The sequence below is a fragment of the Actinomyces weissii genome, assembly GCF_016598775.1.
GTDB lineage: Bacteria > Actinomycetota > Actinomycetes > Actinomycetales > Actinomycetaceae > Actinomyces > Actinomyces weissii.
Genome location: NZ_CP066802.1, coordinates 2,208,697 through 2,230,689 on the forward strand (window position 1 = coordinate 2,208,697; position 21,993 = coordinate 2,230,689).

The window sequence follows — 21,993 nt, forward strand, 5'->3', positions numbered from 1 at the left end:
ACCTGCCCCCAGCAGGAGCGGCTCCGTCCAGACCAGTCGGAGCCGTTGGAGAAGCCGGGGAGCGTCCGGCTGGCCCGGACCTCCCCACGTCACCGCCCCAACCAACTGACCACCAGAAATACCCCTAGGAGAGCCAGCAGCTATGGCTATGACCCCGCAGAACGCGAGCAGCTTCGCAGCCGACTTCGCGCGTATTGTTGACAATGTTGGTCTGGCGCTGCTGGGGAAGAAGGACATTATCCGGTTGGCGCTCACCACGATGCTGGCGGAGGGGCACCTGCTGCTGGAGGACGCGCCGGGTACGGGTAAGACGGCGTTGGCGCGGGCGCTGGCGGCCACGGTGCAGGGGACGCACTCGCGTATCCAGTTCACTCCTGACCTGCTGCCTAGTGACATCACGGGTGTGACGATCTATGACCAGAAGACGGGGTCGTGGGACTTCCACCCGGGTCCGGTGTTCGCCTCGATCGTGCTGGCTGACGAGATCAACCGGGCCAGTCCCAAGACGCAGTCGGCGCTGCTGGAGGTGATGGAGGAGTCCAAGGTGACGGTGGACGGGGTGCGTCATGAGGCGGGGCGGCCGTTCATGGTGATCGCGACCCAGAACCCGGTGGAGCAGGCGGGCACCTACAAGCTGCCTGAGGCCCAGCTGGACCGCTTCCTGATGAAGACCTCCATCGGCTACCCAGAGCGCAGCGCCCTGACCGAGATCCTGGCGGGCTCCGCCGCCCCCGACCGCTCCCAGAGCCTGACCCCGGTGGTCTCCTCCGCCCAGGTCACCGCCATGAGCGACATGGCGGCAGAGAACTACGTGGGCACGGCGGTGCTTGACTACATCGGGGCCCTGGCCGAGGCCACGCGGGACGCCGAGTCCACGCAGCTGGGCGTGTCCACCCGTGGGGCTATCGCCATGACCCGGGCGGTCAAGGTGTGGGCCGCCGCCCAGGGCCGTTCCTACGTGCTGCCTGACGACGTCAAGGACCTGGCCGTGGTGGTGTGGGCGCACCGTCTGGTCATGGACCCGGACGCCGAGTTCGCGGGCGCCACCGCCCAGGAGGTCGTGACCCAGGCCGTGACGGCTGTCGCCGCCCCCACCTCCCGCTCCTGAGGACGCTGCTAACCGTCAGCCGAGCCGCAACTGAGCCCTATGACTATCTCAACCACCCAGCAGTCCCCTCCGAGCAGCACCACCACTGGAGCGACGTACGGCACCCTGGCCTCCGCGACCGTCGTCCCCACCTGGTCCGAGCACCTGCGCGCCGTCCCGGTCCGGGCCCGGCAGGTGGCCCGGGTAGTCATGCCTGCGGGCTGGGCCGTGCTGGCGCTGCTGCTGCTGTGCGTGCTGGCGACGACCGTGCTGGGCTGGCAGGAGGCCGCCGTCCTGGCCCTGGTGCTGGGGCTGGTCCTGGCAGCGAGCCTGGTCTGGCTGATACCCCAGGGCGGGCACCTGGTAGAGCACGAGCTGCTGGAGCCGCGTATGCAGGTGGGTGACCGGGCTGTCATCCACGTGACGGTCACCAACCCGACCAACCGTCTGCTGATGCCTACTCGTATGGAGATGCACGTGGGCAGCGGCCAGGCGGTGTTCGTGGTGCCGGCGCTGGTCCCCAAGGCCACTAACCAGCGCGGCTTCATCCTGCCCACCAAGCGGCGGGGCGTGGTGGAGGTCGGCCCGGTCCTGACCGTGGACCAGGACCCTATGGGGCTGCTGCGCCACGAGCGGCAGCGCACCACCCCGCAGAGCGTCCACATCCACCCGCGCACCGTCCACCTGGGCATACAGCTCAACGGCACCATGCGGGACGTGGAGGGTGCCGTCACCCAGGAGCTGTCCAGCTCGGACGTCTCCTTCCACGCCCTGCGCGACTACGTGCCCGGTGACGACCGCCGCAACGTGCACTGGCGCTCCACCGCCCGCACCGGCCGGCTCATGGTCCGCCAGTTCGAGGAGACCCGCCGCGCCAGCCTGGTGGTGCTGCTGTCCACCCGGATGGAGGACTACGCCACCGAGGACGACTTCGAGACGGCAGTTTCCTGCGCCTGCTCCTTGGCACTGGACGCCGTCTCCGCCAACCGGGAGGTCCACCTGCTCACCCAGAACGGCCCCTTACCCACCGCCAGCCCCCAACGGCTGCTGGACGCCTCCTGCCTGGTGGAGGCCACCGCGCTCACCGGTCTGGAGGACCTGGCAGGCCAGGCGGTCCGCAGCTTCCCGGCCCTGTCGGTGCTGGCTGCGGTCACCGGGCAGGCGACTGAGTCAACGACCTTGGCGCGTGTGCACCGGATGCTGCCCCTGGGTGTCACCTCCTTCGCCGTGCAGTGCGGTACCCGCTCCTTGAGCCGCTCCCACGTGGGACAGCTGCCGGTGGTAGACGTGCACGAGCTTCAGGAGCTGCCGCGGGCGGTGCGGGCGGTGGTGTCGGTATGACCACGCAGACGGGGGCGCGCCCCAGCGCGATGTTCTGCTTCGCCACCTTCCAGGACCTAGGCATGATCCTGTTCGTGCTGGTCCTGGGTACTGTGCACTTCGCGCCCGCCTGGGGCGGGATGATCGGGCCGGTGGCGGCGGGCGTGGGCGCGGTGATCGGCCTGACGATCGGCTGGCTCAGCCACGGCTGGCGCTGGGGGCCGCTGCCCACCTTCCTGGCTGCCGCCCTGGTACACCTGGGGCTGGCCCCCTTGATCCTGCCGGACGTCGGCTCCGGCCTGGGCGCCTTCCGCACGGTGGCGGTGTCCTCCCTGAGCGTGTGGCGTGACGCGCTGACCCTCTCTCCTCCTTTGACCGCCTTCACAGGCATGACGGTCCTGCCCTGGCTGGCAGGGCTGGGCGCGGGCCTGCTGTCTACGCGCCTGGTGCTGGCCGGCTACCCGCACGTGGGGGGGCTCGCCTGCCTGCTCCCCCCACTCGTGGCCCTGGTCTGGGGGGTGCCTGAGCCCTACCTGCCCGCCCTGACCTGCCCGCCTCTGGCGGGGGCCCTGGTGCTGCTGTGGAGCATGCACGCGCGCCGTCGTCGCCGTGGCTCTATCGCGGAGGCCATGGAGGTGGGCGACGACGGCGTCGTGCGCACCGACCGGCGCTCCGGGCTGCTGGGCGTGGCGGTGGTGACGGCGGCCATGGCGGTGGCGCTGGTGGCCAGCCCCTCCGCACCTGTCTCCCGGGCCTTGCTACGTGACAGCTTTGTGCCTCCGCTGAACCTGGCAGAGTACGCCACTCCCCTGTCCCTGACCCGGGTGATCGAGACCGAGCTGGCGGACACCGAGCTGATCGCGCTGCAGGAGGCGCCTGCTGGGGTGCGGCTGCGGATCGCGGCCCTGGACTCCTACGACGGGGTGGTGGCCTCGATCGGGGAGGACGCCTCCGGGGTGGCACGTTTCCGCCCCGTGGGTGACGGCACGGTGCTAAGCAACCTGGACCCTGACGCCGTGCGCACGGTGGTGCTGGAGCTGAAGGACTACTCCTTCACCTGGATACCTACGGTGCGTGACCTGCGCACCGTCCAGGTCAGTGGCCCGCGCGAGAACGAGCTGCGTGGCTCCATGTTCCTGGACGCCCTCTCCGGGACCCTGCTGACCACAGCGGGTACCCAGTCCGGGGACGTGTTCACCCAGGAGGTGGTCCCCAACCAGGTGCCTAGCGAGGCGGTGCTGTCCACCCTGGAGCTGGACAAGGCGGCACCTGGAAAGGTCGATGAGGTGCCGGTGACGATCGCTACCCGCGCGGCCACCATCATCGGCTCGGAGAGCACGGACCTGGGCCGTATCCGCGCGCTGCAGCAGGCGCTGCGGGGGAGCTACTACTCGGACGGCACCAAGAGCCCCTCACCCTCTGGCCACGGTGCGGCCCGCCTCAGCGCCATGGTGCAGGAGGGGGAGCTGGTCGGTGACGCTGAGCAGTACTCGGTGCTGATGATGCTCATGTGCCGCTCCCTGGGCATCCCCGCGCGTGTGGTGATGGGTTTCGACCCGTCGCTGGACGGCGACGACAAGCAGGTATCGGGCGCTGACGTTACCGCCTGGGTGGAGATCGCCTTCAAGGACGCTGGCTGGGTGCCTTTTGACGTGACCCCCAACCGGGACCAGATACCGCAGCAGCAGACGGAGAACCGTGTGTCCAACCCCTTGCCGCAGGTGCTGCAGCCGCCGCTGACGCAGCAGGACCCGGCGGAGCTGCCGCCCAGCTACCAGGACGACAAGCCGCCGAGTGATCCGGACGACCCCCAGCAGCAGAGCTCCTACGTGGCCCTGTTCGTGGTTAGCGGCATCGGGATCCTGCTGCTGCCCTTCCTGCTGGTGCTGGTGCTCAAGGCCTGGCGACGGCGTCGGCGTCGGCGTCTGCGCAGCCCGGGGGACCGGGTGGAGGGCGCCTGGGACGAGGTGCTGGACCGGGCCCGTGACCTGGGTGTGCAGCAAGGTTGTGGGCGGACCCGTCAGGAGACGGCCACAGACCTGGAAGCACGCTTCCCCGATGCGGGTCTGCTGCCTTTGTCGCGGGATGTTGACAGAACCGTATTCGGGCGTGAAAAGCCCGCAGAGGAGGAGGCTGCTGCCATCTGGCGCGCGGTGGAGGCTAGTATTCCTGCGATGGGAACTGGCAGAAGCCGCTTCCAACGCGCCCGCGCCCGGGTCTCGTTGGCCTCCCTAGTCCATCCGGCTGGCCGCACCTCGCGTGGCCGCCGCATCTCCAGGAGATATCCACGATGACGCTTACGCGACCAAACGATGAGACTCTGGTGAACGCCCAGTGGGTGCCCGCCAGCACGGGGGCTCGTGCGCGCGCGGTAATCATCGACTGCGTGCTGATAAGCATACTGGCAGTGCTGTTTATGGGTGTGTCCATCCTGGTGCTCAACGAGCCCAAGCTGGGGCTGCTGGTGGCGATCCTGGTGGTGATCCTGCTAGTGCGCGAGGCAGACCTTACACTCACCGGCTACAGCGTGGGCGGCCGGGTGGCGGGAGTCCGTTTCGTGGACGCACGCACCGGTGGCGCGCCCGGTATCGGGATGTTCTTCCACGCTGACCTGGTGCTGGTGACCATTGTGCCGACGCTGGGCTTCGGCTCCCTGCTGCTGCTGAGCTCGGCGGCCAAGAGCCCGGACCGACGGGGCTGGCACGACCGTATCTCCGGGCTTATGGCGCTCAGCACCAAGCCGGGCCTGGAGGATGAGGAGGAGATCTCGGCCAGCTCCCTGGTGTCCTCCGGCACGCTGACAGAGGTGCCTGAGGACCTGTACCAGGCTGACGGGCAGGAGCCTGCGGACCTGGGGACGGCGCCTCCTCCCCCGGCCGAGGCTGCGCAGCCTGCTTCCGCTGAGCCTGCCCGGGCCGTCCCGGAGGCCGGGCTGCCTGCCGTGCCGTCACCGGCGGCACAAGCTGATCCGGCTCCGGCCTTCGTGCCCGCTGACCCCGTACCGGCACCGGCTGTGGAGGGCTCTGTGCCACCGGAGCCCGTCGCCGCGCCGGAGGCGGCCCCGGCGGACACCGCCCCCGCACCTGCGGCTGCCGCGCCCCCGCCCCCGGCGGCCACCGAGGTGGAGGACGTCGAGGCCGCCAAGGAGGTCGCGGCAGCCTCTGCTACGGCAGGCTCGACGGACGCACAGCACCCGGAGACGACGGAGCACGGCCTGACTGACACGCAGGCCCCGGCGGCACCGCCTGCCCCGGCTCCTGCTTTCGTGCCTGCTGAGCCCGCGCCCGTCGTGGAAAGCGGTACCGTGACAGCGTCGGCCAGCGAGACCGTTCCCCCGGAGCCTGTCGGTGCTGGGGCCGGGGAGGCGGCGGACACCGGTCACGAGCTCACTGAGGTCCCAGAGGGATCCGAGGCTGGCACCCCCGGCAGCCTGGAGGCCGCGGCCGCGGAGGCAGCCGCAGGTGCTGCGGCGGGCACGGACGAGGCCGTAGACGAGCCTGAAGAGGCTGACGAGGTCCTGGTCACCGCTGCCGCTTTGGAGACGCAGCTGACCTCCACCGAGGCTGCTGAGCCCTCCGTCGAGCAGCACGCCGGACCCGCCTACCACAGTGAGGTCGTGCCGCCTCTGCCGGAGCACGGCCAGGACTACGGACGCCTGCAGGATCAGGATCTTGCCGACAGCGCCTTTGCCTCCGACTTCGTGGCCGTACCTGACCAGGACGCCTTCTCCAACCTGGATGACTCCCCCTTCATGGTGGTGCCGGGCGACGAGGCTATAGGCGCCCCCCGTTCTGCTCCCTCACCCTCTGAGAGCGACGACCACTACGAGCTGGTCCAGGAGGTCCTTAGCCGCCGGGCCGCCGCCCGCAACGCCACGGCAGCCGCCAGCGCCGCGGCCACCGACGCCGTCGTCCTGCCCGGGGACCAGCCGGAGCCGCCGGAGCCCGCTACCGCCCCCGCGGAGGAGGGAACCAAGGCGGTCAACGACACCCTCATTGACGCCAGCCTGGTGGACGGCCACACCACCGACGAGCCCATGATCGAGGTGCCCGAGGGAGAGTCCCTGGACAGCTACTTCGCCCAGGCCCTGATCGCCGAGGACGACTCCCTGTCCGCCGACTCCGCCGACTCCGCCCCGGACGAGGTGGTCTCCGCAGAGGGCACAGAGGGCCCGGACCCGGCTTTCGTGGACGACCGCAGCGAGCCGGTCATGCGGCTCATGCCCTTCACCAACACCGGCCGGGCCATCCACATCACGGGCCCCATCATTATCGGGCGTGCCCCCTTGAACACCTCCAGGTACCCGGAGGCCAAGCTGGTGGCCCTGGGAGACCAGGCGCCTTCCGTCTCCAAGACCCACGCCGCCATGATGCCCACCGATCACGGCGTCCTGGTCACGGACCTAGGCTCCAGCAACGGCACCCGGGTGGTGCGGGCGGGCAAGGCCCGGCGGATCCCCACCGACGTCGCCGTCATGGTGCACGAGGGTGGTGTGGTGCTCCTGGGGCAGACCGCCTACCGCGTGCAGCGCTGAGAGCCTGGGCAGGCGGCCGACAGCGCCCTTGAGCGAGCAGGTGCCCGGCGGGCTGGCAGGAACCAGTTCCCGCCGGGCACCACTGTGTACAGGCAGAGCCGCCTGTACCTGAGCGTCTGTGCCTTCCGGCGTCCTGCCGTCTACTGGGCAGGCGTGTTCACGCAGGCGGTAACGGGCTGGGAGGCCTTGCCGTTGGCCTGCACCGCCCGTACCTCCAGGCAGGTACGGGCCGGCTCGGCGTCCACCACGACCTTGGGCTCGCTGACCTGCAGCAGGGCGGGCTGCGTACCGGGACGGTCCACGCCGTAGAGGTAGCTGCCCTGCCAGGAGTCTGTGGGGGCCTCCCAGGTGAAGGTGACCCTCCCGTCCTGCCCCAGTGTGCCTTCCAGGTGCCGGGGCGAGGGCACGGTGGAGCCGATCGCCCCGCCGGGTCCGGGCGCTATGGTGGAAAGCCCCGCTCCCCCCTGCTGCGCTGGCGGCGGCTCCTGCCTGTGCAGCAGGAGGTAGCCCCCGGCGGAGGCGGCCACGACCGTCCCTGCCGCCAGCAGCACCATCCACCGACGTCCCCGGGGCCGGTGCGGCTCGGCAGCACCATCCAGGTCCAGCTCCTCCAGACCCGCCGGGGCCTGCTGCGAGCCTGGCCTGGACCGCGTCCCCTCCGCCCGTTGGGGCTTGTCCACGTCAATGACGTCGTAGACCCCGAACCTGGTGGTGCCGCCGTCGGTGTCGTCAGCGGTGTCGTCGTCACTGGCACCCGCGACCTCCACGGAGTTGGAGGCCCGCAGCACGTCGATGGTGGTGATCGGCAGGCTGAGCTCGCTCTCCACCTGCTGCAGGGCACGCGCGAAGGCCAGGGCGTTGGGGTAGCGGTTCTCCGGCTTCTTGGCCATGGCCGTAGACAGGACCCGTTGCAGGGATGGTGGCACGTCCTCCCGGGTGATCTGGGGCAGGGGCGCCTTTACGATCCGTCGGGAGAGCTCGTAGACGCCGTTGTCGCCGCCGACCGCCTCGTAGGGGCTGCGGCAGGTGAGCATGGCGTAGGCGGTGGCACCCAGGGAGTAGATGTCGGAGGCAGGTACCGGCACGCGGGAGCCGAGCAGCTGCTCGGGCGGCGCCCAGGGCACGCTCATGCCGCGCAGCTCGCTGTCCCCCTTGGGGTCGGACAGGGCGGAGATACCGAAGTCGGACAGGACCGGCCGCCCGTAGCTGGTAAAGAGGATGTTGGCGGGCTTGATGTCCCGGTGGACGATTCCGGCCCGGTGGGCGGTCTCGACGGCGCCCGCGATCTGGATGGTGATGTTCAGGGTCTCGGCGACGCTGAGCGGGTCCTTGTCGATGATGGCACTCAGTGCTGGCGGCGGGCAGTACTCCATTACCAGGAAGGGCCGCCCGTCAGAGGTCTCCCCCACCTCATTGATCGTGAGGATCGCGGGGTGGGTGGAGACCCTGGCCATCAGGTTGGCCTCGGACTCGATCCGGGCCTTGGCGCCGCTGTTGCCTCCGGCGTCGAGCACCTTGACGGCGACCTGCCGCCGGGGCATCTGCTGCTCGTACAGGTAGACGTGCGCCGATCCTCCAGTGCCGATCTCCCGGAGGTAGGTGAAGCCAGCGATCCCCGGGGGGACACTGGCTTCTGCCTGGGCCTTGGTCACGGAAGGTCCTCAAAGACGAGGGACTGGCCGTCGCCGAGGACCAGCTCGTCGCCGTTGCGGATGAGCACGGAGGTGCCGGGGGCCATGCGCACCGGGTCCTCGCCGTCACGGCACAGGATGGTGCCGTTGCGGGTGGCCAGGTCCTCGACCAGCACGGCCCACTCCTCCAGCATGATGTGCACGTGGTTGCGGGAGATGAGGCGCTCGGGGCTCGGCACCACCACGGCCAGCGGCGGCACGTCCCCCATGGCGAAGGAGGTGACGTCGGGCTGACGGCCTACCACCAGGTCGCGGTCCAGGGAGATGACCTCACCGGAGGACATGGTCACGGTCCCCAGGGAGGGGCAGGCCATGCGCTGCGCGGGCAGTACCAGCTCCTCCCCGCAGACACGGCAGTGGCTGCGGCTGGTGGGGTTGGCGTGGCCCTTCGGGCAAGGGAAGGCCAGCACGTAGCGGTCCTCGTAGAGCTCGTTGCTGCTGGCGGCGTCCAGGTCGACGCCGAACTCGGCGTCCAGCTCAGCCAGGAGGGCCTCGGGCAGGTCCTGGTCCATGGTGCTGGAGATGATGGTGGAGGACAGCACCTGGCCGTCAGCCTCGGCCCCAGGCTGCGAGGCGACTGCGGCAGGCGCGGGGCCCTCCTCGTCGAAGTCGTCGAAGTCGTCGACGAAGTCCATGCCGGGGCCGAGCTCCGCCTCCGGCTCGTACTCGAGCTCGTCAGCCGGGACCTGACCGACCAGGGGCGCCGCGACGGGCTCCTGCGCCTGCACGGTCTCAGCCTCGGGAGCCGGTGCCGCCTGGGCCTCAGGCTCCTGCGCCTGCACGGTCTCAGGCTTCTTGCCCTTGGCGTTCTTGCGTCCCTTCTTGGGACGTGAGCCACGGGCAGGCGCTGCGGCGTCAGCCTCCACGGCGTCGTGCTCGGTCTCAGCGGCGACCTCGGCCCCAGGGGCCGGGTCGCTGTCAGCCTGCTCGCTGTCAGCCTGGGGGGTCTCAGCCTCGTCCTGGGCGGTCTCAGTGTCCTGCACGGCCTCAGGGGCAGCCTGTAGCGCCTCCGCAGCGCCGGTCTCGAAATCGACCTCGGTGGCCTGCTCGCTGTCATCCTGGTCGGTCTCGTCCGCGGCCACAGCCTCAGCCTCCGCCTCCGCGGCAGCCTCGGTCCCGGACATGAGGTCGGCCGAGCCGGTGCCAGGCTGGCCGGCCTCGACCTCTACCTGAGTACCAAGCTCCGCGTCAGTCTCGGTCCTGGCCTGGTCGTCGGTGCTGGCAGGCTCCTGTGCGGAGTCCTCCGACCGCTCAGGTGCACCGTCCTCCAGGTCCTCGGTGGGCGTGACAGGCTCAGCGTGGATAGAGTCCGCCAGCTCGTCGACCTCGTCAACGGGCTCGCTCAGGTCCTCGTCCTGGGGGGCCGGGGCACCCTCCTCCTGCGGCTCAGGGTCGGCCGCCTCCGGCGCAGAGTCCCCCTCCGGGGCCTCCTCCGGCTCCGCCGCGGCCTGGTCGTGGTCGGTGACGACGGGGGCGAGCGCCGCAGCGCTCAGCTCCTCCACGAAGGCGGGGGTCTCGGCCACGGCCTCCGGCAGCCCGTCCTCCGCCTGAGCAGCCTCCGGCTCCTCGGCCAGGGCGGGTGCCAGGGAGACAGCGGAGGGCTGCTCCTCCGGGGCCGGCTGCTCGCCTGGCACCGGGGCCTGGGGAATGATGTCTCCGTCAGCCTTGGCGCCCCCCAGCAGCAGCGCGGCCGCCGAGACGATGGCGTCGACCACCGGGCGCGTGCGGCCCCGCAGCTCCTCGGGGGCGATCACCCGCACGTCCTGGGCGGCCCCCAAGGTGGTCTCGTACCAGGTCTCCACGCCTTCACAGTCGAGCTTGGAGCCGTCCACGAAGACGACCGGTCGACCGCGCACCAGGACGTGCATAGCACCGGGCTCCTCGGCGATCACCGCGGCGAACTCCGGCAGGGAACCGATGTGCCCACCGGAGCTGACCAGCAGGGCGTCCATCAGGTCGACCATCGAGGTGCCCTCGGCTCGGAGCAGCTCCCACAGGTCGGTGACGATGTCGTCATCGGCGGTGGGAGGCAGAAGCATGACTCCACGGGGCGTTACCACGGCCACCCAGCTACCGCCCACCCACTGAACAGCACCTGCAGTGGTAAGACCTGTGGACATCCGGGACTCCTTCGACAACTGGATTGCTTTAGGTCAGAACATGACGAATGCTGACCACAGTACCGCAGACCAGTCGGCCGCCACATTGAGAACAAGCGTCAGAATGGGCAATCATCGCCAACATTCCGGCACGTCCCACGGCGCGTGCGCACCTGTGACGGCCGACCGGCCGCGCGGTTCGGAGAAGAGGCTCAGGCCTCGTCGATGACGACGGCGGCGGTGCGCTGGTCTCCCAGGCGGACCACCGAGGCCGCGACGACACCGTCGACCACCGGACGCATACGCGCACCGGGGGCCTCGTGCACGCGGACCTGCACTGAGGAGGGGGCGGGCAGGACGGTCTCGCACCAGGTGGACACGGCGCGGGCGTCGACGATCTCGCCGTCGACCTCCAGGGCCGGAACACCGCGCAGCGCCAGGTGCACGTCGCCGTTGTCGCTCAGCAGCAGCAGGGCGAAGTCCGGGATGGAGGCGATGCGCCCACCCTGAGCGACCAGCAGCTCGTCGAGGACGTCGGTCATGGTCGCGCTGCCCGAGCGGAGCAGCCTCCAGACGCGGTTGACCAGCTCGTCGGAGACCTCCGGGGGAAGGAGCATGAGACCGTTGGGGGTGACGACAGCGGTCCAGCTGCCCTCAGCCCACTGGACAGCAGTGCCAGCAGTAAGACGTTCAGACATCCAAATACTCCTTGGATTCCCCGCAAAACTGCGGGAGTCGGAAGATGAAGCGTTTGAAACGTACCCCACCAGCCCAGCGCTCTTGGAGCCCGTGCGGGACTCATGCGGAGACTGGTCAAGACCTGCGGAAGCGTGCGGCACCCCTTGGAACCCACACGCTAGCCGCAATTAAACGTGCACGTTATTTGCGCACCACAACTTTAGTCCTCCAGGAGCTCCGCGGCCGACAACCACTCCTCTTCAAGTGCGTCTCGTTCCGATTGCGCTGCCGCCAGCTCCCGCCCCAGCTCAACCAGCTCAGCCACCCGCCCCGGATCGGCGGAAACAGACTCCAAACGGGTGTGCAACCCCTCGATCAACGCATCCGCACGCTCCAGCCTGCGCTCGATCCGGGCCACGTTCTTGACCGCCTCCCGGCGCTGTGCCCCGCTCAGGGCCGCCCCCTGCGCAGACCGCGCCGCCGAAGCACCCGCTGCCCCGCCCAGACCACTCATCTCACTTGCTGATCCGGCCCTGGAAGCATCCCGGCGCAGCTCCAGGTACTGCGCCACCCCGCCAGGCAGGCTGCGTAGCGCGCCGTCCCCCAGCAGCGCCACCTGGTGGTCTGTCACCCGCTCCAGCAGGTAGCGGTCATGGGAGACCACCACCAGGGTCCCGGGGAAGGAGTCCAGGATGTCCTCCATGGCGGCCAGCGTGTCTGTGTCCAGGTCGTTGGTGGGCTCGTCCAGCAGCAGCACGTTGGGCTCGGTCATCAGCAGGCGCAGCAGCTGCAGACGGCGTCGCTCCCCGCCGGAGACCTCCCCCACCCGCGTCCAGGCGCGCTGGCGGGTGAAGCCCAGGCGCTCCACCAGCTGGGAGGCGGAGAGCTCCTTGCCTCCCACCGTGACGTGCTCCCCAACCAGCGCCACGGCGTCGACCACCCGCTCCTGGGCCAGGGCGTCCAGCTCGTGCGTGGACTGGGACAGGGTCGCCACCTTGACGGTCCTGCCGCGCACCACCCGCCCGCTGGTGGGCTCCTGGGTACCTTCCAGCAGCCGCAGCAAGGTGGTCTTGCCCGCGCCGTTGACACCGACCACCCCCACCCGCTCACCGGGGGCCAGTCGCCAGGTGACCTTGGACAGCACCTGGCGCTCACCGCCGCCCTCCGTGCCCGCCCCTCCGCCTAGCGGGTAGCTGACACTGACCTCCTCCAGGTCGATCACCTTCTTGCCCAGCCGGGCCGTGGCCATGGCCATAAGCTCCACCGAGTCACGGGGCGGGGGCACGTCCGCGATCAGCGCCTCTGCCGCGTCGATGCGGAACCGGGGCTTGGAGGTGCGGGCCGGGGCGCCCCGACGCAGCCAGGCCAGCTCCTTGCGCAGCAGGTTGTCCCGCTTCTGGGCCTGCACGGCGGCCTGACGGGCACGCTCGGCCCGGGCCAGCACGTAGGCCGCGTAGCCGCCGTCGTAGGTCTCTACCCGGCCTGCCACCTGGGGGCGGCCACCGCCCGGGTCCACGCCGGGGACGATCTCCCAGATATTGGTGCAGATCGCGTCCAGGAACCAGCGGTCGTGGGTGACTACCACCAGCGCCCCCTGGTCCCGTCCCCCAGCGCCCACGAAACGCTGCCGCAGGTGGCGGGCCAGCCAGTCGACCCCCTCCACGTCCAGGTGGTTGGTGGGCTCGTCCAGCACCACTACCTGGGCGCTGGAGGTGAGCACGGCGGCCAGGGCCACGCGGCGCCGCTGCCCCCCGGAGAGGGTGGCGACGTCGGCGTCCAGGGGCACGTCGCTGAGCAGCCCGGCGTGGATGTCGCGCACCGCCGGGTCCGAGGCCCACACGTGCTCCGCCACCCCGGGGTGCACGGCCTGCACCACCGAGGTCCCCGGAGCCAGCTCATCCGCCTGGGTCAGCATGACCAGCTGGGTGCCGCGGGAGCGGGTGACCCGGCCCCCGTCCACCTCCCGCAGCCCGGACAGGGCCCGCAGGAAGGTGGACTTGCCCGCCCCGTTGGGGCCCAGCACCCCCACCCGGGTGCCGTCCTCGATGCCTAGCGTCACCTCGTCCAGCAGCAGCCGGGAGCCGACCTCCAGCCGCAGGCCCTCCACCCCGAGCAGGTGCGCCATCAGCGCACCACCCGCGCCCCGGCCACGGGCGCGTCCGCCCGCACGGTGCCGACCACCCCGGGCAGGCCCTCCAGGGCCCGCGCCACCACTGCCGCCCCGGCGTCGGTGACCAGGGCCGCTACCGTGGGTCCGGAGCCGGAGACGATAGCCCGCAGCGCCCCGGCCCGCTCAGCGGTGGCGATGACGCTCTCCAGCTCGGGGCGCAGGGAGAGCGCAGCGGCCTGCAGGTCGTTGTGGAGGCCAGCGGCCACACCTGCGACGTCGCCGGTGCGCAGGGCCGCGGTAAGCGCCTCCGGGGCCGGTGCGGGCTCCGCTCCCCGGGGGCCGCCGGGCAGCCTCCCGTCCGCCACCAGCTCGTCAAAGCGCGCGAACACCGCCGGGGTGGACAGCCCCCACTTGGCCAGGGCGAAGACCCAGGTGAAGCGTCCACGGGACATCAGTGGGCTCAGGCTGTCCCCCCGGCCGTGCCCCAGGGCCGTGAAGCCAGCCAGGGGGAAGGGCACGTCGGCCCCCAGCCGGGCGGCCAGGCACATCAGCTCCTCGCTGTCCAGGCCGGTGCCCCACAGGGTGTTGCAGGCCAGCAGCGCCCCCGCGGCGTCAGCAGATCCCCCGGCCATTCCCCCGGCCACGGGCACACGCTTACGCACCAGCAGGTCTACGCCTTCGGTGACCCCGGTGTGCTCGGCCAGCAGCCGGGCCGCCCGCACCGCCAGGTTGGAGCCGTCCAGCGGGACCCGGGGGTCCGGCTCCTCCAGGCTGATGGTTATGCGTCCCACTGCGTCGGCGCTCTGCCGGCGGGCGGTGACCCGCTCGATCAGGCGCACGGCCTGGAACACGGTCACCAGGGGGTGGTAGCCGTCCGGCCCGGGGGCCCCGCAGGACAGGTACAGGTTGACCTTGCCGGGGGCCTCCACCCGCACCGAGGCCGGGGAGCCGTGGCGGCCCGGGCTGCCGGGAGCGGCGGGAACTGCACGCAAGTGGCTCATGGACGGCGGTCCTCCTGGTCGACGGGGCTGACGGCGGGCGGGGCCGGGGGCAGGCTGCCCTGCTGGACCAGCGCCTCGGCCACGCGGGCGAAGGCTTGGACGTCCAGGGTCTCCCCCCGGGCGGTGGGCGCCACCCCGGCGGCCCGCAGGGCGGTCTCGGCCTGCTCCGGCCCGCCGGACAGGTCTGCCAGGGCCTTGCGCAGGGTCTTGCGGCGCTGGGCGAAGGCGGCGTCCACTACGGCGAATACCTGCTCCCGGCTGGCGGTGGTGGCAGGGGGCTCGCGTCGCACCAGCTCCACCAGGGCGGAGTCCACGTTCGGCACGGGCCAGAACACGGTGCGGCCGATGGTGATGGTGCGGCGGGCGGCCGCGTACCAGGCGGCCTTCACGGAGGGAACCCCGTAGGTACGGCTGCCGGGGCCCGCGGCCAGCCGGTCGGCGACCTCCGCCTGCACCATGACGGTGGCGGTGCGCAGGCTGGGCAGGGAGGCCAGCAGGGTCAGGAGCACCGGCACGGCCACGTTGTAGGGCAGGTTGGCTACCAGGCGGGTGGGGGCGGGCCAGCCTGGCGGCAGCCGCAGCCGGTCCAGGCTGGTGACGGTCAGGGCGTCGGCCTGGCACACGTGCAGGCGGCCCGTGGCCTGCGGCATGCGGGTGGCCACGGTACCCGGCAGTGCCTGGGCCAATGGTGGGGCGATCTCGACGGCGACCACGCGCGCACCGGTCTCCAGCAGGGCCAGGGTCAGCGAGCCCAGGCCGGGGCCGACCTCCAGCACGGTGTCCTGGGGGGTGACGGCGGCGCTGCGCACGATGCGCCGCACGGTGCCGGCGTCATGCACGAAGTTCTGCCCCAGGGTCTTGGTGGGGCGGATGCCCAGGGCGGCGGACAGGGCGCGCACCTCCGCCGGGCCCAGCAGGCCGGCGGCGGGGTGCTGCGGACTGTTCCGGGGCAGGCTCTCTGGCATGGTCACAGCCTACCGGGAGGCGCTGACAGCATCCCGCGGCGGCAGCCCCGCCGTCGGCGCCGCCAGCTGGACAGCGGCCTCAGAGCAGGCCACGAGCCCTGCCGTCAGTGGGGGCAGCCCCACTGTCCCCAGCCGGAGCGTGCCTGCAGGATCTTGGCCCGCATGAGCTGCTCCTCCGGGCTGGCGTCGATCGGATTGCCGGTGCCACCCACAGAGGCCCAGGTGGACAGGGAGAACTGGTAGAGCCCGTAGTAGCCAGCGGGGTTCACGGCGCGCGGGTTGCCGCCGGACTCGCACTGGGCCAGGCGGGCGAAGTCGTCGTCCAGGCTGCCGTCGTCATTGGCCAGGGCCTGTGCCGCGCCAGCCGGGGCACTGGAGGACTTCTTCTCCTTGGTGCCTACCAGCACGACCTCGTCGACCTTGGCGGTGGCCACCACCTGCGCGGCAACCTCCCGCGAGACCTCCTGACCACCAACCGTACGCACCGTGTAGGTCGTACGAGTCACCCCATCCACACCAGGAGTCTTGACCTTGCGCTCACCCTTGTCGAGCTCATCAGTCTCCTCCTCCACCGTGGCATAAGCCTCCTTGTCCTCCTTGGACTCAGAAGACACCACCACACGGTCCACAACCACCGTCTCACCAGCAGACGGCACGCCATCAAGCGCCACCGACACCCGGTCACCCGCAGCCGTGTCCACCCCCACACCAGCCTCCAGCAGAGCCTGCCCCCACGAACCAGCAGACGTAGACACCTCACGCCCCTGCCCGTCAACCACCAGCTGGAAGGTCACCGTGTTGGCAGCCGGCGTCGCACCCTGGCCGATTGCTGGCAGGACGGCAGCGGCGACGGCGTCCGCGCCTGCTGCCGAGCCAGCTGGACGCGCCTGTAGCACGGCAGCGTAAGCAGCTCCCGATACGGCCAGGGACACTGCAGCGGCCACCGCCCCTGCCCGCGCTACAGAGGACCGTGACGGGACCCGGCGGCGCGGGGCCTGGGCTGCGGCCTGTGGGGAGAAGTCTGCTGCGCCGGTCATGGCACCACCCTTCGGATCGGGACTCTGCACGGCACGATACCGGCAAAGCCCTGGCGGCCGCAGGGCTTGGGGCTTAGTTCACCAGTGACGGGCGTGCCACTCCGTCTGGAGTGGCACGCCCGTCACCGGCTGCTATTGGTTGGTCAGTACCAGCCGACTCGCTCAGAGTGGTTCCAGGCACCGCAGGGCGAGCCGTAGCGTCCCTGGATGTAGCCCAGGCCCCACTTGATCTGGGTGGCCGGGTTGGTCCGCCAGTCACTGCCAGCGGAGGCCATCTTGGAGCCAGGCAGGGACTGGGGGATGCCGTAGGCGCCCGAGTAGGGGTTCTCGGCCCGGTAGTTCCAGCCGGACTCCCGGTTCCACAGGGCTACCAGGCAGGAGAACTCGCTCTCGCCCCAGCCGTAGGAGGCCATCATGGAACGGGCCGTGGCCTGGGCGTCAGCGGCACTGGTGCCGGAAGGCGCGGGAGCGGGTGCCGGGGCGGGTGCCTCGGAGCCGGACGACCCGGAGCTGCCGGAGCCAGATCCTTCGCTCCGGTTGCCTGTCTGGGAGCCGGAGCTGCTGGTCTCCTGCTTCTTCTCCTTGGTGCCTACCAGCACGACCTCGTCGACCTTGGCGGTGGCCACCACCTGCGCGGCAACCTCCCGCGAGACCTCCTGACCACCAACCGTACGCACCGTGTAGGTCGTACGAGTCACCCCATCCACACCAGGAGTCTTGACCTTGCGCTCACCCTTGTCGAGCTCATCAGTCTCCTCCTCCACCGTGGCATAAGCCTCCTTGTCCTCCTTGGACTCAGAAGACACCACCACACGGTCCACAACCACCGTCTCACCAGCAGACGGCACGCCATCAAGCGCCACCGACACCCGGTCACCCGCAGCCGTGTCCACCCCCACACCAGCCTCCAGCAGAGCCTGCCCCCACGAACCAGCAGACGTAGACACCTCACGCCCCTGCCCATCAACCACCAGCTGGAAGGTGACAGCCTGGGCCTGGGGGGTGCTGCTGGGCTCACCCACGGCGGGCAGCATCAGGGCCGCCTCGACCACCCCCGGCGTGGGGGCCTCCGGAGTGGCCTTGACGGCCGCCGCGTAGGCGACGCCGGAGACGGCCATGGAGAGCACGGCCGCCACGGCACCTGCACGCAGGGCGGTGGAGGTGAATGACCGGGCCTCGGCCCCGACCAGCGTGTGCACGCTGGGGGCCTCGCCGTCGTAGTCCTTGTCCGTTTCCCGCTCGTAAGTCATGTGACCATCCTTCGTCTCGGGGCGTGTGGGGCTAGCCGACAGGTGTTCTGCTGCCGGTTGGATTCTGTGTGCGGGGCTGTCCTGGCGGTGGTTCCAGCCACCAGGCCCGGCCTGGCGGCTCAGTACCAGCCAGTCGCGTTGGAGTGCGCCCAGGCGGAGCAGGGCGAACCGTAACGGTCCTGGATGTACCCCAGGCCCCACTTGATCTGGGTGGCCGGGTTGGTCTGCCAGTCAGCCCCGGCGGAGGCCATCTTGGAGGCCGGAAGGGACTGGGGGATACCGTAGGCACCCGAGGAGGGGTTCTCGGCCTGGTAGTTCCAGGTGGACTCGCGGTGCCAGAGGTTCACCAGGCAGGAGAACTCTCCCTCGCCCCAGCCGTAGGAGCGGAGCATCGCCTTGGCGATCGCCTGGGCGGAGGAGACGGACTTGCCGTCCCCGGCCTGGGCCACCGCCACGTCCTGCGGGCTGCCGGTGCCCACCAGCACCACCTCGTCGACCTTGCTGGAGATCTGGGTGGTGGACAGGGCCTCACGGCCCACCTCCTGGCCGCTCACGGTCCTGACCTTGTAGGTGGTGCGGCTGACGCCGTCGACACCGGGGGTCTCAACCTTCTTCTCACCCTGCAGCAGGGTGTCAGTCTGCTTCTCGACCGTGCCGTGGGCCTCGGTGGTGTCCGCAGTCTGGGTGGTGGTGCCCGCGTGGGCGACCGTCACCGTGGTGCCCTCTGCCGGGGCCTCGGTCAGGGGCACGGAGACGGTGTCACCGGCGTTGCCGTCAACGACCACCCCGGCACCGACCAGCGCCTCCCCCCAGGTAGCGGCCTTGGTGGTGACCTGGGTGCTGGCACCGTCCACCACCAGGGTGAAGGAGACCTGCCGGGCCTGCCCGTCCTGGCCGGTGGTGGCAGCCTCCAGGCCGTTCAGGTCCAGGGCGGCCCGGGCGCGGCTGTTGAGGGACGGCTGACCAGCGTCTGACTGGACGGCGGCGTAGGCCACGGAGGAGACCGCCAGGGACACGGCGGCAGCCACTCCACCAGCACGGTAGACCGAGGTCGGGACCATGATCTTGGCAGGGGCGGCAGCCCGGCGCCCCGAGGCAGGGGTGCGGTGCAGGCTAGAGGCGACGGCTAGGCCGAGATCGCTCAGGGAGGACCCTAGCCCTGCTTTGCTCTGTGAGTGACGACCCACTGTGGAACTTCCTAACGGTTGACAACAGGTATGCACGCTAACCGACAGCTCCAGGGCACGGCAATGCCTTTGCTCACAGTCAGGCACCCGCCACAGCCACCCGCGACACCGGGCTGTTACCCCGTGATCTCAAGCCTCAAAGGCCCCTAGACGGCGTTAGGCCGTTCGCCAGGAGCCGTAGACCCGTTCTGTGTTGCCGTTCAGCAACGTGCAGGCGGCTGCTTCTGCTAACCCTAGCTCAGCGGCCAGGAACCGCACCGTGGCTGGCAGCAGGTAGGAGCCGTTCGGACGCCCCCGCCAGGGGGCTGGCGGTAGATAGGGAGCGTCCGTCTCCACCAGCAGCAGCTCCGGGGGGAGCAGGCGCAGGGCCTCACGCAGCGTGGTGTTCGCCGGATAGGTGACGGTCCCGGCTAAGGAGGCGTACCAGCCCTGCTCGGCACAGGCCCGTGCCAGCTCCGCCCCGCCGCTGAAGCAGTGGAAGACGGTGCGGGCGGGGGCGCCGTCAGCCAGCAGAAGCTCCATACAGTCGGCGTGCGCGTCCCGGTCGTGGATCTGCAGGGGCAGGTCCAGCTCCTTGGCCAGGGCGATATGGGCCCGGAAGGCCGCGCGCTGCGCCTGCCTGCCGCGCTCCCCGGAGCGGAAGTAGTCCAGGCCGCTCTCCCCCACCGCCACCACCACGTCCCGGTGGGCACGCAGCAGGGACTCCAGCTGGGACATGACCTCGTCCAGGGGCTGGGCGTGGTGGGGGCGGACCGGGGGCTCCAGGCCGTCAGGCCCCACCTCCCGCACCCCGGCGTGCAGCACCGCCTCGTTGGGGTGGACGGCCAGGGCCACGCGCACCCCCTCCAGCTGGCGGGCCAGCTGCAGGCTGCCCTCCCAGGTGGGTACCTCGCAGGCGGAGGTAACCACCCCAGTGACCCCGACGGCGGCGGCGCGGGCCACAAGCTCGCTGGCGTCCAGGGGCTCCTGGGAGCCAGGTCCGCCCTCGGCCAGGCCGGGGACCGGCAGGTGGGTGTGGTTGTCCACCACCGGGACGGCCAGCGGCTCCACCGCCTCCAGGGGCGGCCAGGAACGGTCACGGTGCTTGCGGCTCATTGCTTCCTCCTGGGGCGCTGCGGCCGGGCTACGGCCACCTGGGTGCGGCACCGGGCACGGGGCCGGGCCCGATTCAGGCACCGGTGACAGCGCGGCTCAGGCGCCGGTGACGTCGTCGGGGGCGGAGCCGGCGTAGCGGGACAGCTCCTCCTCCACGATCGACTCGTCCAGCTTGACGAACACCGGCGTGGGCTTGGCCACCGGCCGGCCCACCTGGACGGCGTGCCGTCCCCAGGTCGGGGCGGTGGTGTAGTCGCCGGTGATGACCGGATAGCCAGCGCGGCCCTCGAAGGCGGCGGGCAGGACCTGCGGGTCCAGGTCAGCCACCTCCTCGATCCGGGGCATGGGGGCGATCTGCCCAGTGCCCCCCAGCACCCGGTCGACGTCGTTGGCGGCGTGCGGCAGGAAGGGCGAGAGCATGAGGTTCAGGTCCGTGACCACCTGGGCCAGGGTGTGCAGCACCGTACCCAGGCGCTCCAGCTGGTCCTCGCCCTTGAGCTTGAAGGGCTCGGTCTCGGCCACGTACCTGTTCGCCTCACCCACCAGCCGCATGGCCTCCGCCAGCGCCGCCTTCTGGTGGTGACGGCGGATCAGGTCCCCGACGGTGCCAAAGCCGGCCTCGACGGCGTCCAGCAGCGCCTGGTCCACCGGCTCCAGCGCCCCTGGCTGGGGGACCTGCCCGAAGCGCTTGTGGATCATGCTGGCGGTGCGGTTGACCAGGTTGCCCCAGCCCGCGACCAGCTCCCCGTTGGTGCGGCGCACGAACTCGGCCCAGGTGAAGTCGGCGTCCGCGCTCTCCGGGCCTGCTGCGGAGATGAAGTAGCGCAGGGCGTCCGCCTGGTAGCGGGACAGGAAGTCACGCACGTAGATCACGATGCCGTGGCTGGAGGAGAACTTCTTGCCCTCCATGGTCAGGAACTCTGAGGAGACGACCTCAGTGGGCAGGTTCAGGGGGCCCAGCTCGCCGGTGGTGCCGCCCTTGGCGCCCTGGCCGTTGTAGCCGAGCAGCTCGGCGGGCCAGATCTGGGAGTGGAAGACGATGTTGTCCTTGCCCATGAAGTAGTAGGACAGGGCCTGCGGGTCGTTCCACCACCGGCGCCAGGCCTGCGGGTCCCCGCTGCGGCGGGCCCACTCGATGGAGGCCGACAGGTAGCCGATGACGGCGTCGAACCACACGTACAGGCGCTTGGTGGGCTGGTCCTCCCAGCCGGGCACGGGGATACCCCAGTCGATGTCGCGCGTCATGGCACGGGGGCGGATCTCCTTGAGGATGTTCTGGGAGAAGCGGATGACGTTGGGCCGCCAGGAGCCGGACTCCTCGCGCTCGTCCAGCCAGGCGGACAGGGCCTGGGCCAGGGCGGGCAGGTCCAGGAACCAGTGCGCCGACTCCACGAACTCGGGGGTCTCGCCGTTGATGCGGGAGCGGGGGTCTATCAGCTCGGTAGGGTCGAGCTGGTTGCCGCAGGCGTCGCACTGGTCGCCGCGAGCGCCGTCGGTGCCGCAGATCGGGCAGGTGCCCTCGATGTAGCGGTCGGGCAGGGTCCGCCCGGTGGAGGGGCTGATGGCGGAGCGGGTCACCTGCTCCACCATGTAGCCGTTGTCCCGCACGGCGCGGAACATCTCCTGGACCACGTGGTAGTGGTTGCCGGCCGTGGTGCGGGTGAAGAGGTCGTAGGACAGGCCCAGGGCCACCAGGTCCTCGACGATCAGCCGGTTGTTGCGGTCCGCCAGCTCGCGGGCGCTGATGCCCTCCTCGTCGGCGGCCACCAGGATCGGGGTGCCGTGCTCGTCGGTCCCTGAGACCATGAGGACCTCGTGACCCGCCATGCGCATGTAGCGGGAGAAGACGTCCGAGGGGACGCCGAAGCCTGCGACGTGTCCGATGTGGCGGGGGCCGTTGGCGTAGGGCCAGGCGACCGCGGAGAGGATGTGGCTCATG

Annotated in this window: 15 protein-coding genes; 4 read left to right on the forward strand and 11 right to left on the reverse strand. The window is 70.7% G+C overall.

What is annotated here, in order from left to right:
- Positions 1-142 precede the first annotated feature (142 nt).
- From JG540_RS08915 to JG540_RS08930, 4 genes are read left to right on the forward strand one after another with little or no spacing between them, the layout of a single operon-like run.
- Complete coding sequence (locus tag JG540_RS08915) at positions 143-1,108, forward strand: AAA family ATPase (RefSeq protein ID WP_200275458.1); 966 nt, start codon at positions 143-145, stop codon at positions 1,106-1,108.
- Between the two features lie 39 nt (positions 1,109-1,147).
- On the forward strand, positions 1,148-2,428 hold the full coding sequence (locus JG540_RS08920; protein WP_234042775.1) for a DUF58 domain-containing protein: 1,281 nt from the start codon (positions 1,148-1,150) through the stop codon (positions 2,426-2,428).
- Complete coding sequence (locus tag JG540_RS08925) at positions 2,425-4,701, forward strand: transglutaminase-like domain-containing protein (protein ID WP_200275460.1); 2,277 nt, start codon at positions 2,425-2,427, stop codon at positions 4,699-4,701. The genes JG540_RS08920 and JG540_RS08925 overlap by 4 nt, the downstream gene beginning before the upstream one ends.
- 29 nt (positions 4,702-4,730) lie before the next feature.
- On the forward strand, positions 4,731-6,941 hold the full coding sequence (locus JG540_RS08930; protein WP_200275462.1) for an RDD family protein: 2,211 nt from the start codon (positions 4,731-4,733) through the stop codon (positions 6,939-6,941).
- Between the two features lie 140 nt (positions 6,942-7,081).
- On the opposite strand, the gene JG540_RS08935 is transcribed toward JG540_RS08930, so the two are convergent.
- The 11 genes from JG540_RS08935 to metG all read right to left on the reverse strand — a co-directional run bounded on the left by JG540_RS08935 (position 7,082) and on the right by metG (position 21,992).
- Positions 7,082-8,593, reverse strand: coding sequence for a serine/threonine-protein kinase (locus JG540_RS08935; RefSeq protein WP_200275464.1), 1,512 nt, complete (start codon positions 8,591-8,593; stop codon positions 7,082-7,084).
- Positions 8,590-10,671 (reverse strand): FHA domain-containing protein, encoded by a 2,082-nt coding sequence (locus tag JG540_RS08940; protein ID WP_200275466.1) that lies wholly within the window; start codon positions 10,669-10,671, stop codon positions 8,590-8,592. Before JG540_RS08940 ends, JG540_RS08935 begins: the two co-directional genes overlap by 4 nt.
- A 272-nt stretch (positions 10,672-10,943) precedes the next feature.
- On the reverse strand, positions 10,944-11,429 hold the full coding sequence (locus tag JG540_RS08945; protein WP_200275468.1) for a hypothetical protein: 486 nt from the start codon (positions 11,427-11,429) through the stop codon (positions 10,944-10,946).
- 200 nt (positions 11,430-11,629) lie between these two features.
- Positions 11,630-13,534 (reverse strand): ABC-F family ATP-binding cassette domain-containing protein, encoded by a 1,905-nt coding sequence (locus JG540_RS08950; protein ID WP_200275470.1) that lies wholly within the window; start codon positions 13,532-13,534, stop codon positions 11,630-11,632.
- On the reverse strand, positions 13,534-14,520 hold the full coding sequence (locus JG540_RS08955) for a 4-(cytidine 5'-diphospho)-2-C-methyl-D-erythritol kinase (RefSeq protein WP_200275472.1): 987 nt from the start codon (positions 14,518-14,520) through the stop codon (positions 13,534-13,536). The genes JG540_RS08950 and JG540_RS08955 overlap by 1 nt, the downstream gene beginning before the upstream one ends.
- Positions 14,517-15,485, reverse strand: a complete 969-nt coding sequence (rsmA, locus tag JG540_RS08960; protein ID WP_200275474.1) for a 16S rRNA (adenine(1518)-N(6)/adenine(1519)-N(6))-dimethyltransferase RsmA — start codon at positions 15,483-15,485, stop codon at positions 14,517-14,519. The genes JG540_RS08955 and rsmA overlap by 4 nt, the downstream gene beginning before the upstream one ends.
- A 104-nt stretch (positions 15,486-15,589) precedes the next feature.
- On the reverse strand, positions 15,590-16,522 hold the full coding sequence (locus JG540_RS08965) for a transglycosylase family protein (protein WP_200275476.1): 933 nt from the start codon (positions 16,520-16,522) through the stop codon (positions 15,590-15,592).
- Between the two features lie 143 nt (positions 16,523-16,665).
- Positions 16,666-17,772: an aggregation-promoting factor C-terminal-like domain-containing protein gene (locus tag JG540_RS08970; protein ID WP_234042776.1), complete on the reverse strand. Its 1,107-nt coding sequence runs from the start codon at positions 17,770-17,772 to the stop codon at positions 16,666-16,668.
- A gap of 119 nt (positions 17,773-17,891) precedes the next feature.
- A complete protein-coding gene (locus JG540_RS08975) occupies positions 17,892-18,833 on the reverse strand; it encodes an aggregation-promoting factor C-terminal-like domain-containing protein (RefSeq protein WP_234042777.1) in 942 nt (313 codons plus the stop codon).
- A 282-nt stretch (positions 18,834-19,115) separates the two neighbouring features.
- Positions 19,116-20,054 (reverse strand): TatD family hydrolase, encoded by a 939-nt coding sequence (locus JG540_RS08980; protein WP_200275480.1) that lies wholly within the window; start codon positions 20,052-20,054, stop codon positions 19,116-19,118.
- A 96-nt stretch (positions 20,055-20,150) separates the two neighbouring features.
- The gene (gene metG / locus JG540_RS08985; protein ID WP_200275482.1) at positions 20,151-21,992 is read right to left on the reverse strand and encodes a methionine--tRNA ligase; all 1,842 of its coding nucleotides are present in this window, start codon (positions 21,990-21,992) and stop codon (positions 20,151-20,153) included.
- Between the last annotated feature and the right edge of the window lies 1 nt (position 21,993).